At 71.1% G+C, this 17083-nt stretch carries 20 protein-coding genes; 10 read left to right on the top strand and 10 right to left on the bottom strand.

The annotated features are described in order from the left end of the window. Nucleotides 1-42: 42 nt before the first annotated feature. Complete coding sequence (locus tag IEY12_RS03990; RefSeq protein WP_188879269.1) at nt 43-1347, top strand: hypothetical protein; 1305 nt, start codon at nt 43-45, stop codon at nt 1345-1347. Nucleotides 1348-1353: 6 nt separating this feature from the next. Here IEY12_RS03990 and IEY12_RS03995 read toward each other — a convergent pair whose 3' ends face one another. Both IEY12_RS03995 and IEY12_RS04000 read right to left on the bottom strand, forming a co-directional pair. After that, the gene (locus IEY12_RS03995) at nt 1354-1749 is read right to left on the bottom strand and encodes a VOC family protein (RefSeq protein ID WP_188879272.1); all 396 of its coding nucleotides are present in this window, start codon (nt 1747-1749) and stop codon (nt 1354-1356) included. After that, complete coding sequence (locus tag IEY12_RS04000; protein WP_188879275.1) at nt 1746-4010, bottom strand: NADP-dependent malic enzyme; 2265 nt, start codon at nt 4008-4010, stop codon at nt 1746-1748. Before IEY12_RS04000 ends, IEY12_RS03995 begins: the two co-directional genes overlap by 4 nt. A 156-nt stretch (nt 4011-4166) precedes the next feature. Between IEY12_RS04000 and IEY12_RS04005 the strand changes: the two genes are divergently transcribed. From IEY12_RS04005 to IEY12_RS04020, 4 genes are read left to right on the top strand one after another with little or no spacing between them, the layout of a single operon-like run. Then, complete coding sequence (locus IEY12_RS04005; RefSeq protein ID WP_188879281.1) at nt 4167-5015, top strand: transporter substrate-binding domain-containing protein; 849 nt, start codon at nt 4167-4169, stop codon at nt 5013-5015. A 4-nt stretch (nt 5016-5019) separates the two neighbouring features. Then, entirely contained in the window at nt 5020-5706 is a 687-nt protein-coding gene (locus tag IEY12_RS04010; RefSeq protein WP_123075372.1) for an amino acid ABC transporter permease, read from the top strand. Next, on the top strand, nt 5703-6464 hold the full coding sequence (locus IEY12_RS04015) for an amino acid ABC transporter ATP-binding protein (RefSeq protein WP_188879283.1): 762 nt from the start codon (nt 5703-5705) through the stop codon (nt 6462-6464). The genes IEY12_RS04010 and IEY12_RS04015 overlap by 4 nt, the downstream gene beginning before the upstream one ends. After that, nucleotides 6465-7430: an amino acid ABC transporter permease gene (locus IEY12_RS04020; protein WP_229870904.1), complete on the top strand. Its 966-nt coding sequence runs from the start codon at nt 6465-6467 to the stop codon at nt 7428-7430. It begins immediately after the preceding gene. On the opposite strand, the gene IEY12_RS04025 is transcribed toward IEY12_RS04020, so the two are convergent. Next, entirely contained in the window at nt 7427-8236 is an 810-nt protein-coding gene (locus IEY12_RS04025) for a hypothetical protein (RefSeq protein ID WP_188879285.1), read from the bottom strand. The two genes, IEY12_RS04020 and IEY12_RS04025, sit on opposite strands and share 4 nt — an antisense overlap. A gap of 36 nt (nt 8237-8272) precedes the next feature. Then, on the bottom strand, nt 8273-9343 hold the full coding sequence (locus IEY12_RS04030; protein WP_188879289.1) for an alcohol dehydrogenase catalytic domain-containing protein: 1071 nt from the start codon (nt 9341-9343) through the stop codon (nt 8273-8275). A gap of 100 nt (nt 9344-9443) precedes the next feature. Here IEY12_RS04030 and IEY12_RS04035 point away from each other — a divergent pair, with 100 nt between their 5' ends. Further along, nucleotides 9444-10067 carry an isopentenyl-diphosphate Delta-isomerase gene (locus tag IEY12_RS04035; RefSeq protein WP_188879291.1) on the top strand — a complete coding sequence of 208 codons (624 nt, stop codon included), beginning with the start codon at nt 9444-9446 and terminating at the stop codon, nt 10065-10067. A 215-nt stretch (nt 10068-10282) separates the two neighbouring features. Then, on the top strand, nt 10283-10942 hold the full coding sequence (locus tag IEY12_RS04040; protein ID WP_188879293.1) for an SDR family NAD(P)-dependent oxidoreductase: 660 nt from the start codon (nt 10283-10285) through the stop codon (nt 10940-10942). Here the strand turns inward: IEY12_RS04040 and IEY12_RS04045 are convergent. Beyond that, nucleotides 10939-11193 carry a DUF7977 family protein gene (locus tag IEY12_RS04045; RefSeq protein ID WP_188879295.1) on the bottom strand — a complete coding sequence of 85 codons (255 nt, stop codon included), beginning with the start codon at nt 11191-11193 and terminating at the stop codon, nt 10939-10941. The genes IEY12_RS04040 and IEY12_RS04045 overlap by 4 nt on opposite strands. Nucleotides 11194-11282: 89 nt before the next feature. Here IEY12_RS04045 and IEY12_RS04050 point away from each other — a divergent pair, with 89 nt between their 5' ends. From IEY12_RS04050 to IEY12_RS04060, 3 genes are read left to right on the top strand one after another with little or no spacing between them, the layout of a single operon-like run. After that, complete coding sequence (locus IEY12_RS04050; RefSeq protein ID WP_188879297.1) at nt 11283-12104, top strand: MogA/MoaB family molybdenum cofactor biosynthesis protein; 822 nt, start codon at nt 11283-11285, stop codon at nt 12102-12104. Further along, nucleotides 12101-12880: a 5-formyltetrahydrofolate cyclo-ligase gene (locus tag IEY12_RS04055; RefSeq protein ID WP_188879299.1), complete on the top strand. Its 780-nt coding sequence runs from the start codon at nt 12101-12103 to the stop codon at nt 12878-12880. Before IEY12_RS04050 ends, IEY12_RS04055 begins: the two co-directional genes overlap by 4 nt. Nucleotides 12881-12910: 30 nt before the next feature. After that, nucleotides 12911-13180 (top strand): hypothetical protein, encoded by a 270-nt coding sequence (locus tag IEY12_RS04060; protein WP_229870905.1) that lies wholly within the window; start codon nt 12911-12913, stop codon nt 13178-13180. Here the strand turns inward: IEY12_RS04060 and IEY12_RS04065 are convergent. The 5 genes from IEY12_RS04065 to IEY12_RS04085 form a co-directional block, all read right to left on the bottom strand. Then, entirely contained in the window at nt 13170-13403 is a 234-nt protein-coding gene (locus tag IEY12_RS04065; RefSeq protein ID WP_188879303.1) for a hypothetical protein, read from the bottom strand. The genes IEY12_RS04060 and IEY12_RS04065 overlap by 11 nt on opposite strands. Then, a complete protein-coding gene (locus IEY12_RS04070; RefSeq protein WP_188879320.1) occupies nt 13403-13729 on the bottom strand; it encodes a DUF7126 family protein in 327 nt (108 codons plus the stop codon). Before IEY12_RS04070 ends, IEY12_RS04065 begins: the two co-directional genes overlap by 1 nt. A 102-nt stretch (nt 13730-13831) precedes the next feature. Further along, nucleotides 13832-14146, bottom strand: a complete 315-nt coding sequence (locus tag IEY12_RS04075) for a cupin domain-containing protein (RefSeq protein ID WP_188879326.1) — start codon at nt 14144-14146, stop codon at nt 13832-13834. Nucleotides 14147-14371: 225 nt separating this feature from the next. Beyond that, a complete protein-coding gene (gene guaA, locus IEY12_RS04080; protein WP_188879328.1) occupies nt 14372-15289 on the bottom strand; it encodes a glutamine-hydrolyzing GMP synthase in 918 nt (305 codons plus the stop codon). Next, complete coding sequence (locus tag IEY12_RS04085) at nt 15289-16935, bottom strand: CTP synthase (protein ID WP_188879336.1); 1647 nt, start codon at nt 16933-16935, stop codon at nt 15289-15291. Before IEY12_RS04085 ends, guaA begins: the two co-directional genes overlap by 1 nt. Between the last annotated feature and the right edge of the window lie 148 nt (nt 16936-17083).

Consider the following 17083-nt stretch of genomic DNA (forward strand, 5'->3'; position numbering starts at 1 on the left):
GTGGACAACTATTTTGGTCGTCGGCGTACCTCGGATTCGACGATGCCCTCCACACGATTTTCGCGCCGGCGGCTACTCGCGGGTATCGGCGCGGCGAGCGTCGCGGCCGTCGCGGGGTGCGCATCGCTCCCCGCCGGACCGACGGACGGCGTGACGTCGGTCCGTCGCGCGCACCTCTCGATGCCCGCGACGCCCCGGCCGAACGAGCCGACGGACGCGCAGGTGCTCGCGCTCCGCGCGCACCTCGACGGCCTCGTGACGGCGGCGGAACCGCTCTACGCGCGCGCCGACGACGGCGACGCGCTTCCCGAGGACGTCAGCGTACGGGTCGGCGCGGGCGTCCCGTCGGTCCGGGAGTTCCTCGCGGAGAGCGCGGACGCGCCGGCGTCGATGGACTACGGGTTCGCGCGGAGTCGCGTGTCGTACGCGGGGTTCGCGCTCGGCTACCTGCGGGGCTGGTTCGGACTCGACGACCCGGCTGGCGCCCGCGAGCGCGCTCGGGACGCGCGGGCGTCGCTGACGAACGCGGGCGCGGAGACGCCGCGACGCGCCGACGAGACCCGCGACTATCTCGCGCAGGTCGGGTGGGCGGAGCGCGCCCTCCGGTTCGCGTGGCTGGCGGTCGATCAGCACGACGGCGAGACGGACCGCGACCCCCCGGCGTCGCGGGCGGGCCGAGCGGAGCGAGTCGGGACCCACTATCGGCAGGCCGCGAAGGCGCGGATGCACGCGACGGCCGGCCGCCACTACGCTCGGGAGTACCGACGCGGGCTGTCCGATGGGGCGACGCCCGTCGTCGGCGCCCTCGACGAGCGCCGGGACGCGTTCCTGTCGCGCATCGAGTCGGACGCGCCGCCACGCGGGCGCCCACGGGCGCTCGCCGACCGGTACGACGACCCGGCGGTGGCGGCGTACTACCGCCGCCTCGACAACCCGCGCGGTGCGGTCGCAGAGCAGGCGCATCTCGCGCGGACCGCGGCCGAGCACGGCTGGCACGCGCTCGGCGCTCTCGCGGCGCTCCGGGCGGCGGCGAACCTCGCGGGCTACGAGCACGCCGTGGCGGCGGACGTGTCGACGGTCCGGGACGGCGTCGCGCCCGCCGCGCTCTTCGAGGCGAAGCGGCGGGTCGTTCGACGCGTCGGGGCGCTCGCGGACCGGGACGGCGCGCTCGGCACGTGGCTCGCCGGGGAGCCCGCGCGGCTCGTCGCGGCCGGCGAGGGCTACCTCGACGCGGACGTGATGGACAGCCGCGCGAGCGCCCGCGCCGTCTGCTTCGCGTTCTTCCGGCACGCGGCCGGATACGCGGCGGCGCTCCCGGGACTCCTCGCGCGAGTCGAGAGCGCGTAGCGGGCGTTACTCCTCGGCGAGCGGGCCGACGAGTTCGATGACGTGGCCGTCCGGGTCTTCGACGAACGCAGTGCGCGCGCCCGCTGTGTCGTTGTTCTCGGGTTCCTGAACGACGCCGTGGTGGTCGATGTCGTCGAAGGCGGCGTCGACGTCGTCGACCTTCACGGCGAGGTGGTCCCAGCGGTCACCGGACTCGTCGGGCGTGACGCCCGCCGTCTCGGAGAACTGGAGTTCGACGCCGGCCTCGTCGGCGACGTAGCGGTTCGTCGTGTCGCCGGCCTCGAAGCCCCACGACGCCTCGAAACCGAGTTGCTCGGTGTACCACGCGACCGCGCGCTCGGCGTCCGCGACGTTCAGGCAGGTGTGGAGGAAGGTGGCGTCGGCACCGGTGTCGTCGCTCATTCGTCGTCCTCCTCCTGCGCGTCGACGACGGCGACGCCCGCGAGGTTCACGATGTCCTTGACCTCGTCGCCGCGCTGGATAACGTGGACCGGCTCGTCCATCCCGGTGAGCATCGGCCCGATGGCTTCGGCGCCGCCGAGACGCTGGAGGAGCTTGTAGCCGATGTTCCCGGCCTCCAGGTTGGGGAAGACGAGGCAGTTCGCGGGCCCGTCGAGCTCCGTGAAGTCGTAGGTGTCCTCGACGATCTCCTCGACGACGGCGGTGTCGGCCTGCATCTCGCCGTCCACCTGGAAGTCCACCGTCGGGTCATCGCGGAGGCGTTCGGCAGCCGCCGCGACCTTCTGCGTGCCCTCGGTCTCGACGCTCCCGAAGTTCGAGTAGGAGAGCATCGCGACGCGCGGCTCGACGTTGAAGCGCCGGGCGAGCGCGGCGACGTGCTCGGCGATCTCGGCGAGCACCTCCTCGTCGGGGTCGGTGTTCACCGTGGTGTCCGCGCAGAAGATGACGCGGTTCTTGAACGTCAGCATGTAGACGCCGGCGACGTGCTCGGCGTCCGGCGCGGTGCCGATGACTTCGAGGGGCGGGCGGAGCGCCGACGGGTAGTGGTGGGTGAGGCCGGTGAGGAGGGCGTCCGCGTCGCCCTTCTCGACCATGACGCTCCCGAGGTAGTTCGGGTCGCGGCGGACGAGCTCGGCGGCCTCGCTCTCCGTGACGCCCTTGCGCTTGCGGAGGTCGTAGAGGCGCTCGGCGTACTCGTCGTAGTCGGCCTCCTCGGGGTCGACGATGTCGGGGTCGAAGGCGAGGCCGAGGTCGTCGATGGTGGCGTGGATGGTGTCCGCGTCCCCGATGAGGACGGGTTCGGCGACGCCCTCCTCGACCATCTGTGAGGCGGCGCGAATCATCTTCTCGTCGTCGCCCTCGCCGAGGGCGACGCGCTTCGGGTCGCTCTTCGCCTTGTTGAGGACGACGCGCATCATCTCCCGGCTCTTGCCGAGGCGGGCCTCGAGGCGCTCGCGGTACGCCTCAAGGTCGATGTCCTTCCGGGCGACGCCGGAGTCGATGGCGGCCTCGGCGACGGCGGGCGCGACCTCGAAGAGGACGCGCGGGTCGACGGGCTTCGGGATGATGTACTCGGGGCCGAACTGGAGGGGTTGGTCGCCGTAGGCCTTCACCACTTGGTCGGGCACGTCCTCGCGGGCGAGTTCCGCGAGCGCCTTCGCGCACGCGACCTTCATCTCCTCGTTGATGCCGGTGGCGCGAACGTCGAGCGCGCCGCGGAAGATGAACGGGAACCCCAGCACGTTGTTCACCTGATTCGGGTGGTCGGAGCGCCCGGTGCCCATGATGACGGTGTCGTCGCGGGCGTTCTTCGCCGCCTCGTAGCCGATCTCCGGGTCCGGGTTCGCCATCGCGAAGATGATGGGGTCGTCGGCCATCGAGCGCACCATCTCCGGGGAGACGATGTCGGGCGCGGAGAGGCCGATGAAGACGTCCGCGTCCGTCATCGCGTCCGCGAGGCTGCTCTCGGGGACGTCGCGGGCGAACTCGGCCTTGTACTCGTTGAGGTCGCCGTTCCGGGCGCGCTCCTCGGTGAGGACGCCCGTGGAGTCGCACATCGTGATGTTCTCCTTCGACGCGCCGAGGGAGACGTAGAACTTCGCGGAGGCGATGGCCGAGGCGCCCGCGCCGGAGATGGTGATGTCGACGTCACCGATGTCCTTCCCGACGACATCGAGGGCGTTGATGAGGCCGGCGCCGGAGATGATGGCGGTGCCGTGCTGGTCGTCGTGGAAGACGGGGACGTCCATGCGCTCGCGGAGGCCCTGCTCGATTTCGAAGCACTCGGGGGCCTTGATGTCCTCGAGGTTGACGCCGCCGAAGGTCGGCTCCATCGCCGCCACCGACTCGACGAAGGCGTCGACGTCGTTCTGGTCGAGTTCGATGTCGAAGACGTCGATGTCGGCGAAGCGCTTGAACAGCACGCCCTTCCCCTCCATGACGGGTTTGGAGGCCTGTGCGCCGATGTCGCCGAGGCCGAGCACCGCCGACCCGTTCGACACCACCCCCACCAGGTTCCCCTTCGCCGTATAGCGGTAGGCCTTCTCGGGGTCGGCGTCGATTTCGCGGCAGGGCGCGGCGACGCCGGGCGAGTACGCCAGCGAGAGGTCGCGCTGCGTGTTCGTCGGTTTCGTCGTCGCTATCTCCAGCTTTCCCGGGGGTTCGCGCTCGTGGTACTCGAGCGCGTCTTCGTCCAATCCCATGTCCACTACGGCGACGCGGCGGGCCAAAAACCTATGGACTGCGTCGAGACGGTGGTTCGTTGTTCGTCGAATTCCGTGTCTGGTGTGTGTCGGCCGTCGAACGACTCGGCGCCGGAGTTGCCGCAATTTATGTAGACCCCGGCCGATTGCGTGGATATGGACAGACGGAGTTACCTCAAGGCACTCGGCGCGAGCGGCGCGGCGCTCACGCTCGCCGGCTGTACGTCGAACGGCGGTGGCGACGGCAGTACGACGACCGGGAGCACGACGACCGGAAGCACGACGTCCGGCACGCAGCAGACGCGGATCGTCGCCGGCACCGCGCCCGGCTTCCAGCCGTTCGAGATGATACAGGACGGCGAGCTCGTCGGCTTCGACATCGACCTCCTCGAGGCCGTCGTCGAGCAGGCGGACGGCTACACCCTGCAGGGCTGGGAGCAGTACGAGTTCGGCTCGCTCATCCAGGCGCTGACCACGGACAAGATCGACACCATCGCCGCCGGGATGACGATCACCGAGAAGCGCAAGGAATCCATCGGGTTCACGAACCCCTACTGGGACGCGAATCAGGCGCTCCTCGTCCGCGAAGGGTCGAGCTTCCAGCCGCAGTCGCTCGAGGACCTCGCCGGCCACAAGGTCGGCGCGCAGTCCGGGACGACCGGCGAGGGCCTCATTCAGGACCTCATCGACGAGGGGACGCTCGCGGAGTCGAACTACAACGCCTACCCGAAATACCCGCTCGCGGTCTCCGACCTCGAGAACGGCAACATCGACGCCGTCGTCATCGACACGCCGGTCGCCGAGACGTTCGTCGACAGCCGCGACGTCGTCGTCTCCGCGACCGTCGACACCGGCGAGCAGTACGGCTTCGGCGTCCGCCAGAACGACGGCGACCTCGAGTCCGCGCTCAACGGCGGCCTCGAGGCCGTCCGAGACAACGGCACGTACGCCGACCTGACCAAGAAGTGGTTCGCCTCCGGCGGTACCACGACGACGAGCGAGTAACTCCATGACCGCCGCCGCGCTGCCGCTCGCCACGTCCGACTGGACGTACGTCTGGCAGAACCTCGGCACGCTCCTCCGGGGCGTCTGGCCCGCCGTCCAGCTCACCGGGGCCGCGCTCCTCGCGGGATTCCTCGTCGGCGTCCCGCTCGGCGTGCTCGAAGTGTACGGCGGGCGGCGGAGTGCGTGGCTCGCCCGGAAGGCCGGCGTCGCCGTTCGCGGGACGCCGATCCTCGTCATCATGTTCATCACGTACTTCGGGCTCGGGCTCTCGCCGGCGTTCGTCGCCGCGACGGCCGCGCTCGGCGTCCGGAGCGCCGCCTATCAGGCGCAGGTGTTCCGGGGCGCGCTCCAGTCCATCGACCGCGGCCAGATGGAGGCCGCGCGCGCCGTCGGCCTCTCGAAGCTCGGCGCCATCCGGCACGTGATGATCCCGCAGGGGCTCCGACGCTTCGTCCCCGGCTTCCAGAACGAGTACACGATCGTCCTCAAGGACACCAGCATCGCGTTCGCGATCAGCTACACGGAGATATTCTACCAGATGTACAACCTCATCCCGCAGCAGACGACCGCGACGCCCGAGTTGTTCGTGACGGCGGCCGCCGTCTACCTCGTGTTGACGCTGGTCGGGAACCGAGTCCTCGACTACGTGGACGACGCCTTCGGCGTCCCCGGCGGGGGTGCCTCACAGTGAGCGAGACCGACCACCTCCTCACCGCCGAGGACCTCCAGAAGAGCTACGGCGACGAGCGCGTCCTCGACGGCATCGACTTCACGATGGACGCACAGGACGTGCAGGTGCTCATCGGCCCGAGCGGCTCGGGGAAGTCCACGCTCCTCCGGTGCGTGAACCGCCTCACCGAGTTCGAGGGCGGAACGATCAGCCTCGACGGCGAGGACGTCATGGCGATGGACGTCGACGAGCTGCGCCGGCAGGTCGGGATGGTCTTCCAGGACTTCAACCTCTTCGCGCACCTCACCGCGCGGGAGAACGTCGCGCTCGGCCCGCGTCGCGTCCTCGGGAAGTCGAAGGCGGACGCGAACGAGCGCGCGCTCGACGAGCTCGAACGCGTCGGCCTCGCCGACCAAGCCGACTCCTACCCGGCGGAGCTCTCCGGCGGGCAGAAACAGCGCGTCGGCATCGCTCGCGCGCTCGCGATGGACCCGAAGCTCATGCTCTTCGACGAGCCGACGTCCGCGCTCGACCCCGAGCTCATCGGCGAGGTCCTCGGCGTGATGCGCGAGCTCGCCGACGAGGGGATGACGATGCTCTGCGTCACCCACGAGATGGGGTTCGCCCGGCAGGTCGCGACGGACATCATGTTCCTCGAGGACGGCCGCCTCGTCGAACACGGCGACCCCGAGCAGCTGTTCACGGACCCGCAACACGAACGCACCGAGCAGTTCCTCCGCCGGCTCACCGACCTCCACGGCGGCGGGTCGGAGTCGTAGATGTCCGCAGCACGCGAGCGCCGTCACGCCGACCTGGAGCGCGGCCTCACGTACGCCATCGGCGGCGCGATCTGGCTCTGGCTCTGCTTCCGGTGGCTGAACTCGTGGCTCGGCGGCGTCGTCGTCGGGCCGACGGAGCCGCTGGTCCCGCAGTCGTTCGCCACGGCGACCGAGTCGCTCGGCGCGACGCTCGGCACCGTCGCGGACGGCGTCCCGCTCGTCGCGACCGGCTTCGACTTCGTCGGCTGGGCCGTCGGGATGGTCGGGTTCGCGAGCCAGCACGGTCCGCAGCTCGCCGTCGCGGCGTGGCTCACCGTCGTCCTGACGGTCATCAGCACCCTCGTCGGGCTCGTCATCGCGGTGCCGCTCGCGGCGGCGCGCGTCTACGGCCGCGTCACGAAGTACGTCGCGCTCGTCTACATCGAGCTCATTCGCGGGACGCCGCTCGTCGCACAGCTCTTCTTGCTCTACTACGGCGCGCCGTTCCTCTCGAAGTTCATCCGCGAGGTGCCGGGCGTCGGGCAGGGCATCGTCCCCGCGCAGGCCGTCTGGATCGCCATCATCGGCTTCGTCATCAACTCCTCGGCCTATCAGGCGGAGTACATCCGGGGCTCGGTGGAGAGCGTCGACCCCGGCCAACTGACGGCGGCGCGCGCCGTCGGCCTCGACAAGCTCGGCGGCATCCGCCACGTCGTCCTCCCGCAGGCGCTCCGGTACGCGATCCCGTCGTGGACGAACGAGCTCGTCTACCTCATCAAGTACAGCTCGCTCGCGACGTTCATCACCGTCCCGGAGATCTTCACGCAGGCGGACGCGATCGGCTCTGAGACGTTCGCGTACACGAACGCCTACGTCCTCGCGGCCGTCTTCTACCTCGTGCTCGTCGTCACCGCGTCCTACGCGATGTCGAGAGTGGAGGCCGAGGTCGCGATTCCGGGCGTCGGCAGCAGCGACGCCGGGCGCTAGCGATACGTCCCGAAGCCGACGCGCTCGGTGACGTTCACCGCCGTCCACCCGTCGTGCGAGCCGGTCAGCTCGACGCTCCCGTACTGGTGGTACTCGTTGCCCGTCCAGCCGCCGGCGAACCACCAGTTCGAGCCGGTGAACGAGACGAACACCTCGACGCTGGCGTTCGCCGGCGCGTCGTAGTCGGCGTAGACGGCGCTCTCGACGTGCCGGCAGGTGGCGTCGCCGGCGCCGGGGTCGTCGCAGGACACCTCGACGGCGTTCCGCCGCGGGACGAGCACCGGTTCGTCGCCGACGGGCGAGCGCGTGTCGATGGTGTGGTTCGTGCGGAGCGTCACGACCACCGTGTAGGGGTCGGTGACGCTGTGGTTTCCGGGCACGGGGGCGGGGTCGGCAGTCGTCGTCGGACCGTCACCGGTCGGGAGCGGCGTCGGGTCGGAGACGGTGCGCGTCTTCGCGGGGATGCGGGCGGCGGTGACGGCGAGCATCGGGCCCGCCGAGGTGTCGACGACCGCGTAGGAGAGGTTCGCGTCGCGCGTGACGCTGGCGTTCGGGACGCTCCCGGGGTCGACGACCGCCGCGCCGACGCGCGTCTCGTTCGCCTCGGCGGGCACGGGGAGGTAGAGGGTCGCGTTCGTGAGCGTCGCGTTCGGCGTGACGCTCGCGCGGTACTCGTACTCGTGCGTGTACGACTCCTCGACGGGCTGCGTGAAGTTCCAGAAGAGGACGACGGCGCCGCCGACGACGGCCGCGAACACGACGAGGGCGACGGCGACGACGGCGACGACGGTCCGACGAGCGGGCATACGCGCACGGACACCGGTCAGCGTGATGAAGGTTTCTCAGAACTCGGTAACGACTTCGACGCCCGCCGTCCCGTAGTCGTCCATCGCGGCGAGGCGGGCGGGCACGGCGTCGAGCGACACCTCGCGGGTGACGAGCGCGCCCGGGTCGACGGCCGCGCCGGCGACGAACCGGAGGAGCGCGGGATACGCCGTGGGGCTGAGGCCGCGCGCGCCCACCCAGTCGAGTTCGTCGCGCGTCATCGCGTCCGTCGGGAGCGCCACCTCGCCCGCCTCGGCGTCCGTCGTGAGGCCGATTTGGACGTGCGTGCCGCCCCGCCGGAGCGAGCGGGCGGAGTTCCGACAGGTCTCCGCGCGCCCGAGGGCGTCCACGGAGACGTGCGCGCCGCCGTCGGTCACCTCGCGAACGGCCGCGTCCGCACTCGCGGGTCCGCCGTCTTCGCTCGCGTCCACGAGTTCGGCCGCGCCGAGGTCGGCGGCGAGCGCCAGCGGTTCCTCGCGCACGTCGACCGCGACGACGGTCGCGCCGCGCGCCGCCGCGATCTGGACGGCGGACAGGCCGACGCCGCCGCAGCCGTGGACGGCGACCCGGTCGCCCGGGCCGACCGACGCGCGCTCGACGAGACCGTTGAACGCGGTGGCGTAGCGACAGCCGAGCGCGGCGGCGTCCCGGGCGGAGAGCGCGTCCGGGAGCGCGGCGAGGTTGTAGTCGGCGTGCGGGACGGCGACCCGTTCGGCGAACGCGCCCGGCACCGAGGGCTCGAAGCCGAGCGCGTACCCGTCGGAGCAGCGGTTCCCGTGCCCGGTCACGCAGTGCTCGCAGGTGCCGTCGCCGAGTGAGAACGGGACGGCGACCCGGTCCCCGACCGCCCACTCGGTGACGCGCTCACCGACGGCGCTGATCGTGCCCGCGGGTTCGTGGCCGAGCACCTGCCCGCGCTCGACCGCGTCGTCCGCCCACTCGCCGTGGCCCTTCCAGGCGTGCCAATCGCTCCGGCAGACCCCGCAGGCCTCGACGTCGACGACGACGCCGTGCTCGGGCGGCGTCGGTTCGGGGACGTCCTCGATGGCGAGCGGGGCGTCGTACTCGCGCAAGACGGCGGCCTTCATGCGTGGTGGTGCGCGCGCGGACGGGAAAAGCGTCGCCTTCGTCCCCGCCGAGAGGACGGAAGTCCGAAGCCATTTGTAGCGCCTCGCCCTCCCATGGCCCATGAGCGACGCAGACGCCGGGAGCGAGGGCGAGTACGTCCGAACGGCGGAGGAAGTCGAGAACGCGCGCCAAGACGTCATCGCGGTGAACAACGCGGACGAGCCCGAGGGGCTGGTCAATCGCCTCGACGCCCACACGGGCGACGGCGTCCGCCACCGGGCGTTCACCTGCGTGCTCTTCGACGAGGACGGGCGCGTCCTCCTCGCGCAGCGCGCCGCGCGCAAGCGCCTCTGGGACACCCACTGGGACGGCACCGTCGCCTCCCACCCCGTCGAGGGCCAGTCGCAGGTCGAGGCGACGGAGGAGCGCCTCGAGGAGGAGCTCGGCGTGACGCCCGACCAGTACGACGACCTCGAGGTCACCGACCGCTTCGAGTACAAGCGCCACTACCTCGACGAGGGCGTCGAGTGGGAGGTCTGCGCGGTCCTGCAGGCGACGCTCCACGACACGACGCTCGACCCGGACGAGGCCGAGGTCGGCGGCGTGCTCTGGGCGGACTACGAGGACCTCTGGGAGAACCCGCGCCACTACCGCCAGCTGCGCTTCTGCCCGTGGTTCGACATCGCGCTTCGCCGCGACCTCACGGGCGACGCGGACCCGGACGCCGGCGGCCCTCGGGAGTGACCGTGGTTCCGTAGGAACCACGGAGAAACGAGCGGGGAGGGACGACCCGCGAGTAACCGTCGCGCCGAGCGCGAGCGAGGAACCACGAAAAGGCGAGCGCTGACCGGCGGGAAGCGCGAATGACGCGGTTCCTGCGGAGCCGCGACGAACGCGAGCGCGATAGCTCGACGCCGCGCGTCCGCGAGTCTCTTGGGTGCGCGGCACGTCGTCGGCGTATGACCGAGACGCAGGACGCCCTCACGGGACAGGTCGCGCTCGTCACCGGCGCCACGACCGACGTGGGGCGCGCGGTGGCGGCGGGGTTGGCGGCGCGCGAGGCGACCGTGTACGCGGCGACGGAGTCGATGAGCGACGACGTCCCCGAGGGCTGTGAGCACGTCCTCCTCGACGTCACACAGGAGGGCGACGTCGAGGCGGTTGTGGACGGCATCTACGCCGAGACGGAGCGCCTCGACGTGCTCGTGAACGCGGCGGAGTTCGGCCGCCCCGACGAGGGGCGGGACACCGTCGTGACGGAGGACGCGACCCGACTCGACCGGGCGCTCGCGACGAACGTTCGCGGACCGATGGTGCTCGCGAAGCACGCCCTCCCGCTGTTGCTCCAGCAGCGCGCGCCCCGCGTCGTGAACGTCGGGAGCGCGCTCGGCCCCGCCGTCGGGTCGGGAGCGCCGGGCTATCAGGTGTCGAAGGCGGGCCTCGAGGCGTTCACGGCGTACCTCGACGCCGAATACGGCTCCCGGGGGTTGTTGGCGAACACGGCGTACGGCCCCGAGGGCGACGACGAGCGGGTGGCGGAGACGGCGCTGTGGCTCGCGCGACTCGCGGGCGGCGGCCCGATGGGCGAGGCGTTCGTCGGCCCGGACGAGCGCGTCTAAGTGCGCGAGGCCTGCACGGACCAGAGCGCGGCGACGGCGAGAATCAGCGCGGGCACCATCGCGGCGGCCATGTAGGCGTTCTCGAAGCCGAGGAAGGCGGGCGGCCACGCGTAGACGACGGCCGGCGCGACGATGCCGGCGAACGCGACGACGCCGACGAGTATCCACGACTGGCGTTCCGAGAGGCCGTCGGCGTCGCTGTCGGGGTTCGCCGGTTCGTGGACGTACGTGTCCGCGGCGTCTGACGCCATCACCGGTGCGTATCGGCGGCGCCCCCATAGCCTTGCCGGTCGTCGGGCGCGGTGACAACGGCTTTGCGGGTGGCGACGCCACCACGGATATGGTCGACTTCCAGTCCCGCGACAGCCGACTCGCCGGCGACGACGAGGCGGACGCCGACGAGGGAGACGCCGACACGGCGGGCGGCGCGGACGAGCACGCCGGTGAGGGGGGACAGGGCGAATCCGGTCGCGACGGGTCGGGCCACGGCGAATCGGGAGCCGACGCGGACGACGCGAGCCACGAGCACGGGGCGGACGGGCACGACCACCACGCGCACGACGTCGAGACGGTGGCGTTCGGCGTCGTGACCGTCTCCTCCTCCCGGAGCGAGGACGACGACCCGAGCGGGGACGCGATACTCTCCCTGCTCGACGAGGGCGGCCACGAGGTGGTGTCGCGCGACGTCGTCCCGGACGACTACGACCGCGTGCAGGGCGTCGTCGACCGCGTCGCCCGACAGGACGACGTCGACGCGATCGTGACGACCGGCGGGACGGGCGTGACGCCGGACGACGTCACCGTCGAGGCGGTGCGGCCGCTCTGCGACAAGCGCCTCCCCGGGTTCGGCGAGCTCTTCCGCCGGCTCTCCTACGAGGAGATCGGGACGCGTATCGTCGGGACGCGCGCGGAGGCGGGCGTCGCGAGCGGCGTGCCGATCTTCTGCCTCCCGGGGAGCGAGAGCGCCGTCCGCCTCGGCGTCTCGGAGGTGATTCTGCCCGAGATCGCCCACCTCGTCGGGCTCGCGACACGTCCCGAGCACGAGCGCGCCGACGGCCCGGCGGATGCGGACGCGGCGACCGGCGAGGACGGCGCGGGAGACGAGACGGCCGATGACGAGGGTGCGAGCGACGAGGGGAGCGAGGGGGAGGACGCGCCGTGACGTCGAAGGACGACGTCCGCGAGGGCGTCTGGGACGCGCTCGATGAGGAAGGCCTCGCGCGCTTCCCGTTCCCGCCCCACGGCCGCATCCCGAACTTCGACGGGGCGCGCGAGGCCGCCGAGCGCCTCGCGGAGACGGCGGCGTGGCGCGACGCGGACGCCGTGAAGGCGAACCCGGACGCGCCACAGTTGCCGGCGCGTCGGCGCGCGCTCCACGACGGGAAGACGCTCTACATGGCGGTGCCGCGCCTGCGCGACCCGGAGTGCTTCCTCGAACTCGACCCCGCGCGCATCGACTCCGAGGAGTACGACCGCGCGCCCGCGCTCTCGAACGTCGAGGAGTACGCGGAGGCCGTCCGCCCGGAGGCGCTCGGGCACGTCGACCTCGTGCTCTCCGGGAGCGTCGCGGTGAGCGAGGACGGCGCGCGCGTCGGGAAGGGCGAGGGGTTCAGCGACTTCGAGTTCGCGATACTCACCGACCTCGGGCTGGTGGGGCCGACTCCCGGGAGCGCCCACCGAGCGGCGAGCGGTGGCGGGGAACCCGCGAGCGACGCGGCGACGACCGTCGCGACGACCGTCCACGAGGTGCAGGTGTTCGAGGCGGCGACGTGGCCGGTCGCCGACCACGACGTCCCCATGGACCTCGTCGTGACGCCCGAGCGCGTGGTCGAAACGGAGACGCCGTACGACCGGCCCGACGGCGTGGACTGGGACGCCGTGAGCGAGGCCGAGCGCGAGGAGATACCGGTCTTGGGCGAACTCGATTCGGGGAGATAGTTTATCCGGGCGGGCGACGAATCGCGTGGTATGCCCCCGGGTGACGGGACGGGCGGTGACGGCGCCGAGGGACCGGACGCCGCCGCGCGCGCCGTCCGCGACCGGGCGCTGGACGCCTGCGAGGGCGAACCGACCTGTTCGGTCTGTCCCGCGAGCGCCGACTTCTACCTCTACGAGGCGGGGCGCGTGTCGACGTTCGCGTGCTGGGAGCACGTCAGCCCGTACGCGGCGGACGTGAACGGCTCGCCCGAGGAGGCCGCGCGCCCCATCGCGGTGCCGCTCGACTCCTTCAGGGAGTGAGCGATTCGCGGACGCCGTCGAGCGCGCCCGAGAGCAACGCGAGCGGCAGGACGGCGTCCGCGGCGGCGTACGAGCCCGCGAGCACGACGCCGACCCCCGTCCCGAGCGCGCCACAGGCGAGCGCGAGGTCCACGCTCCCGCGGGACGGCCGGAGGCGCGCGAGGAGCGCTCGCGGACCGGACGGCGTCGGGAGAGGGACGGGTGGGCGCGGGAGCGACGGCATCACTCGGCGGTCGGGGCGAGTTCTTCGGCGACGGCCTCGACGGGGAGGACGTCCGGGTGGACGGCGAAGTCGAGGTTCCCGCGCACGAACTCGGGCACGGAGTCCTCGGCGTAGACGACGGTCTTGAGGTCGTCGTTCAGTTCGAGCGAGACGGGAATCGCGGTGGCTTCGCTGACGTCGGTGACGACGAGGAGGTCGGCCGTCTCGATGCCGACCTCGCGGAGGCGCTCGCCGGACGCGACGCCCTCGAGACGGGTGACGGTCGCGCCGCGCGCTTCGAGCGCGGCGCCGAGGCCGCGGTCCGGGCCGACGATGATGACGTTCATACGTGGCGGTGGGTGCGAGCGCCTAAGAAGGTGGCGAGTACGCGGTGCGGGCGTTCACTCGCGGCGGCCGCGGACGACGTAGCCGTCCGTGAGGGGCCCGCCTCACTCCATCGGCCCCATCGTCGCGGTGAACACCGCGGTCTCGTCGCTCTCGTTGCGCGCGCCGTGCGGGACGCCGCGCTCGAAGGGGACGACGGCGGGCGCACCGACGCGCTCCGGCTCGCCGTCCGCGACGACGACGAGGTCTCCCTCGAGGACGTGGAAGACGTTCGTCTGCTCGGGGTGCTCGTGGGGCTCGACCGCCGCGCCGGGTCCGAGCGCGAACGCCTTCACGAGCACGTCGGGCGAGTAGTGGAGTTCGGTCGTGACGACTTCGCCGTCGGCGGCGTCGGTGTCGACGTCGTCGTAGCAGTCCATACGGTCGTCGTCGCGGGGCGAAAAGAAAGACGTGGCGGCGGATGCGATAGCGGACGTGGTGGCGGAACCCGAACCGTGCCGACCGCGAGCGCGGAGCGTGTTTGTGCGAGGAGTGAGTCCCGCAGTCGTTCGAAACGGCTTTTCCGTCTCGTGATGACGAGACGGCCTCGGCGTCCCGGACCAGGCCGGAGGTCCGTGGAAGCCCGACGAGCGAAAAGACGGTGCTTACTCGTACTCGATGGTCGCCGGCGGCTTGTGGGTGACGTCGTAGACGACGCGCGAACAGTCCTCGACGGTGCCGGTGATCCGGCTCTGGAGGCGCTGGAGGGTCTCCCAGTCGAGTTCTTGGGCGCGCGCCGTCATGCCGTCGCGGCTCTCGACGGAGCGGACGGCGACGACGTGGCCGTGGACGCGGTTGTCGCCCTTCACGCCCGTCGCGCGGCCGAGGACGGCGGCGAACGCCTGCCACGGGTCGTACTCCTCGAGTTCGTCCTCGACGATGGCGGTCGCCTCGCGGGCGACGCGCACCTTCTCGGGGGTGACTTCGCCGACGACGCGGACGGCGAGGCCGGGACCGGGGAAGGGCATCCGCTCGCTGATCACTTCCTCGAGGCCGAGGTGACGCGCGACCGCCCGGACCTCGTCCTTGTAGAGGTCGCGGAGGGGTTCGATGAGGCCGTCGAAGTCGACGACGTCGGGGAGGCCGCCGACGTTGTGGTGGCTCTTGATGTTCCCCTCGCTCTCGATGCGGTCGGGGTAGATGGTGCCCTGCACGAGGTAGTCGGCGTCGACCTCGTTCGCGACGGTCTCGAACTCCCGGATGAACTGCTCGCCGATGACGTGGCGTTTCTCCTCGGGGTCGGTGACGCCCTCGAGTTTCTCGAAGTACCTGTCGGAGGCGTCGACGACGCGCAGGCGCTCCATGTAGCCGAAGACCTCCTCGATCTCCTCGGTCTCGCCCTCGCGCATGAGGCCGGTGTCGACGTAGACGGGGACGAGCTGCTCGCCGACGGCCTCGTAGGCGAGCGCGGCCGCCGTCGAGGAGTCGACGCCGCCGGAGAGCGCAATGATGGCCGTGCTGTCGCCGAGCTCCTCGCTGATCTCGTCTTTCGCGTCGGCGACGAACGACTCGACGTCCACCATCAGTTCGTCACCTCCTGTTCGACGGCGACGTCGGCACGCTCGATGACGGCGTCGAGGAGGCCGACGAACGGCGGACTCGCTCGGCTGGGCCGCGAGCGGAACTCGGGGTGGAACTGCGTCCCGAGGAAGTAGGGGTGGTCCTCGCGCTCGACGATCTCCATGCGGTTGCCGGCGTGCCCGCTGAAGGTGAGGCCGTCCTCGGTGAGGCGCTCGATGTACTCGGGGTTGACCTCGTAGCGGTGGCGGTGGCGCTCCGTGCACTCGGTGCCGCCGTAGACGTCCTCGGCGAGCGTTCCCTCGTCGATCTCGGTGACGTGCGCGCCGAGGCGCATCGTCCCGCCGAGGTCCTCGAGGTCGTACTGCTCGGGCAGGAGGTCGATGACGGGGTGGGGGGTGTCCTGGTCGATTTCGGCGGAGTGCGCGCCCTCGAGACCGACGACGTTGCGGGCGTGCTCGACGACGGCGAGCTGGAAGCCGAGACAGAGACCGAGGAAGGGGACGCCGTTCTCGCGGGCGTAGCGGACCGCCTCGAGCTTCCCGGCGGTGCCGCGCGCGCCGAAGCCGCCGGGGACGACGACGCCGTCGGCCTCACGCAGGCGCTCCTCGTGGGTGTCCGTCATCTCGTCGGCGTCCACCCAGTGGACGTTCACGTCGACCTGTCGCTGGAGGCCGGCGTGCTTGAGCGCCTCGTGGATGCTGATGTAGGCGTCCTCGAGGGCGTACTTCCCCACGAGGGCGATGTCGACTTCGACCTGCGTGTCGCGGGTGACGATGTCGCGCCACTCCGTCGAGCGCTCGGCGGGCGCGATGGCGTCCTCGGCGATGCCGAGGCGCTCCATGACGTGCTCGTCGAGCCCCTCGTCCTCGAGGACGAGCGGGACGTGGTAGATGTCCTCGACGTCGGGGTTGGAGAAGACGGCCTCGGTGGGGACGTCACAGAAGAGCGCGATCTTCTCGCGGACGTCGTCCGCGAGCTTCTCGGGGTTGCGCCCGACGAGGATGTCCGGCTGGAGGCCGATACTCCGGAGTTCCTTCACGGAGTGCTGGGTGGGCTTCGTCTTCTGCTCGCCGTTCTTCGAGTCGGGGACGAGCGTGACGTGCGTGAAGAGGAGGTCCTCCTCGTCCTGCTCGTGGCTGAACTGCCGGAGAGCCTCGAGGTAGGGCATCCCCTCGATGTCGCCGACGGTCCCGCCGATCTCGACGATGCAGACGTCGGTGCCGCGAGCGGCCTCGCGGATGCGGCGCTTGATGTCGTCGGTGACGTGCGGGATGACCTGTACGGTCTTCCCGAGGTAGTCGCCGGCGCGCTCGCGCTCGATGACCTCCTGATAGACCTTCCCGGTCGTGACGTTGTGGTCGGAGGTCATGTCGACGTCGAGGAAGCGCTCGTAGTTCCCGAGGTCGAGGTCGACCTCGCCACCGTCCTTCAACACGTACACCTCGCCGTGCTGGTAGGGGTTCATGGTGCCCGCGTCCACGTTGAGGTACGGGTCGACTTTGACGGCGGTGACGTCGAAGCCCGCGTTCGTGAGGAGGCGACCGAGGCTCGCGGCGGTGATGCCCTTCCCGAGGCCGGACATCACGCCGCCGGTGACGAAGACGAACTTGTTCCCCAGATCGGGGTCGTATCCGGTCTCCTGCGGCATACTGCGTCTCCGGACGAAACGATGAAAACGGTTTCGGAGCGCCACGCGCGTGCGGGACGCTGGCACGACACGTCGAGGCGCGACGGCCGGACGTTCGTCCAGCGAAGCCGGCCCGGAGTGCCCGTAGCCCCAACACTAACAGCGGCCC

It is taken from the genome of Halarchaeum grantii (genome assembly GCF_014647455.2).
In the GTDB taxonomy this organism is placed as follows: domain Archaea; phylum Halobacteriota; class Halobacteria; order Halobacteriales; family Halobacteriaceae; genus Halarchaeum; species Halarchaeum grantii.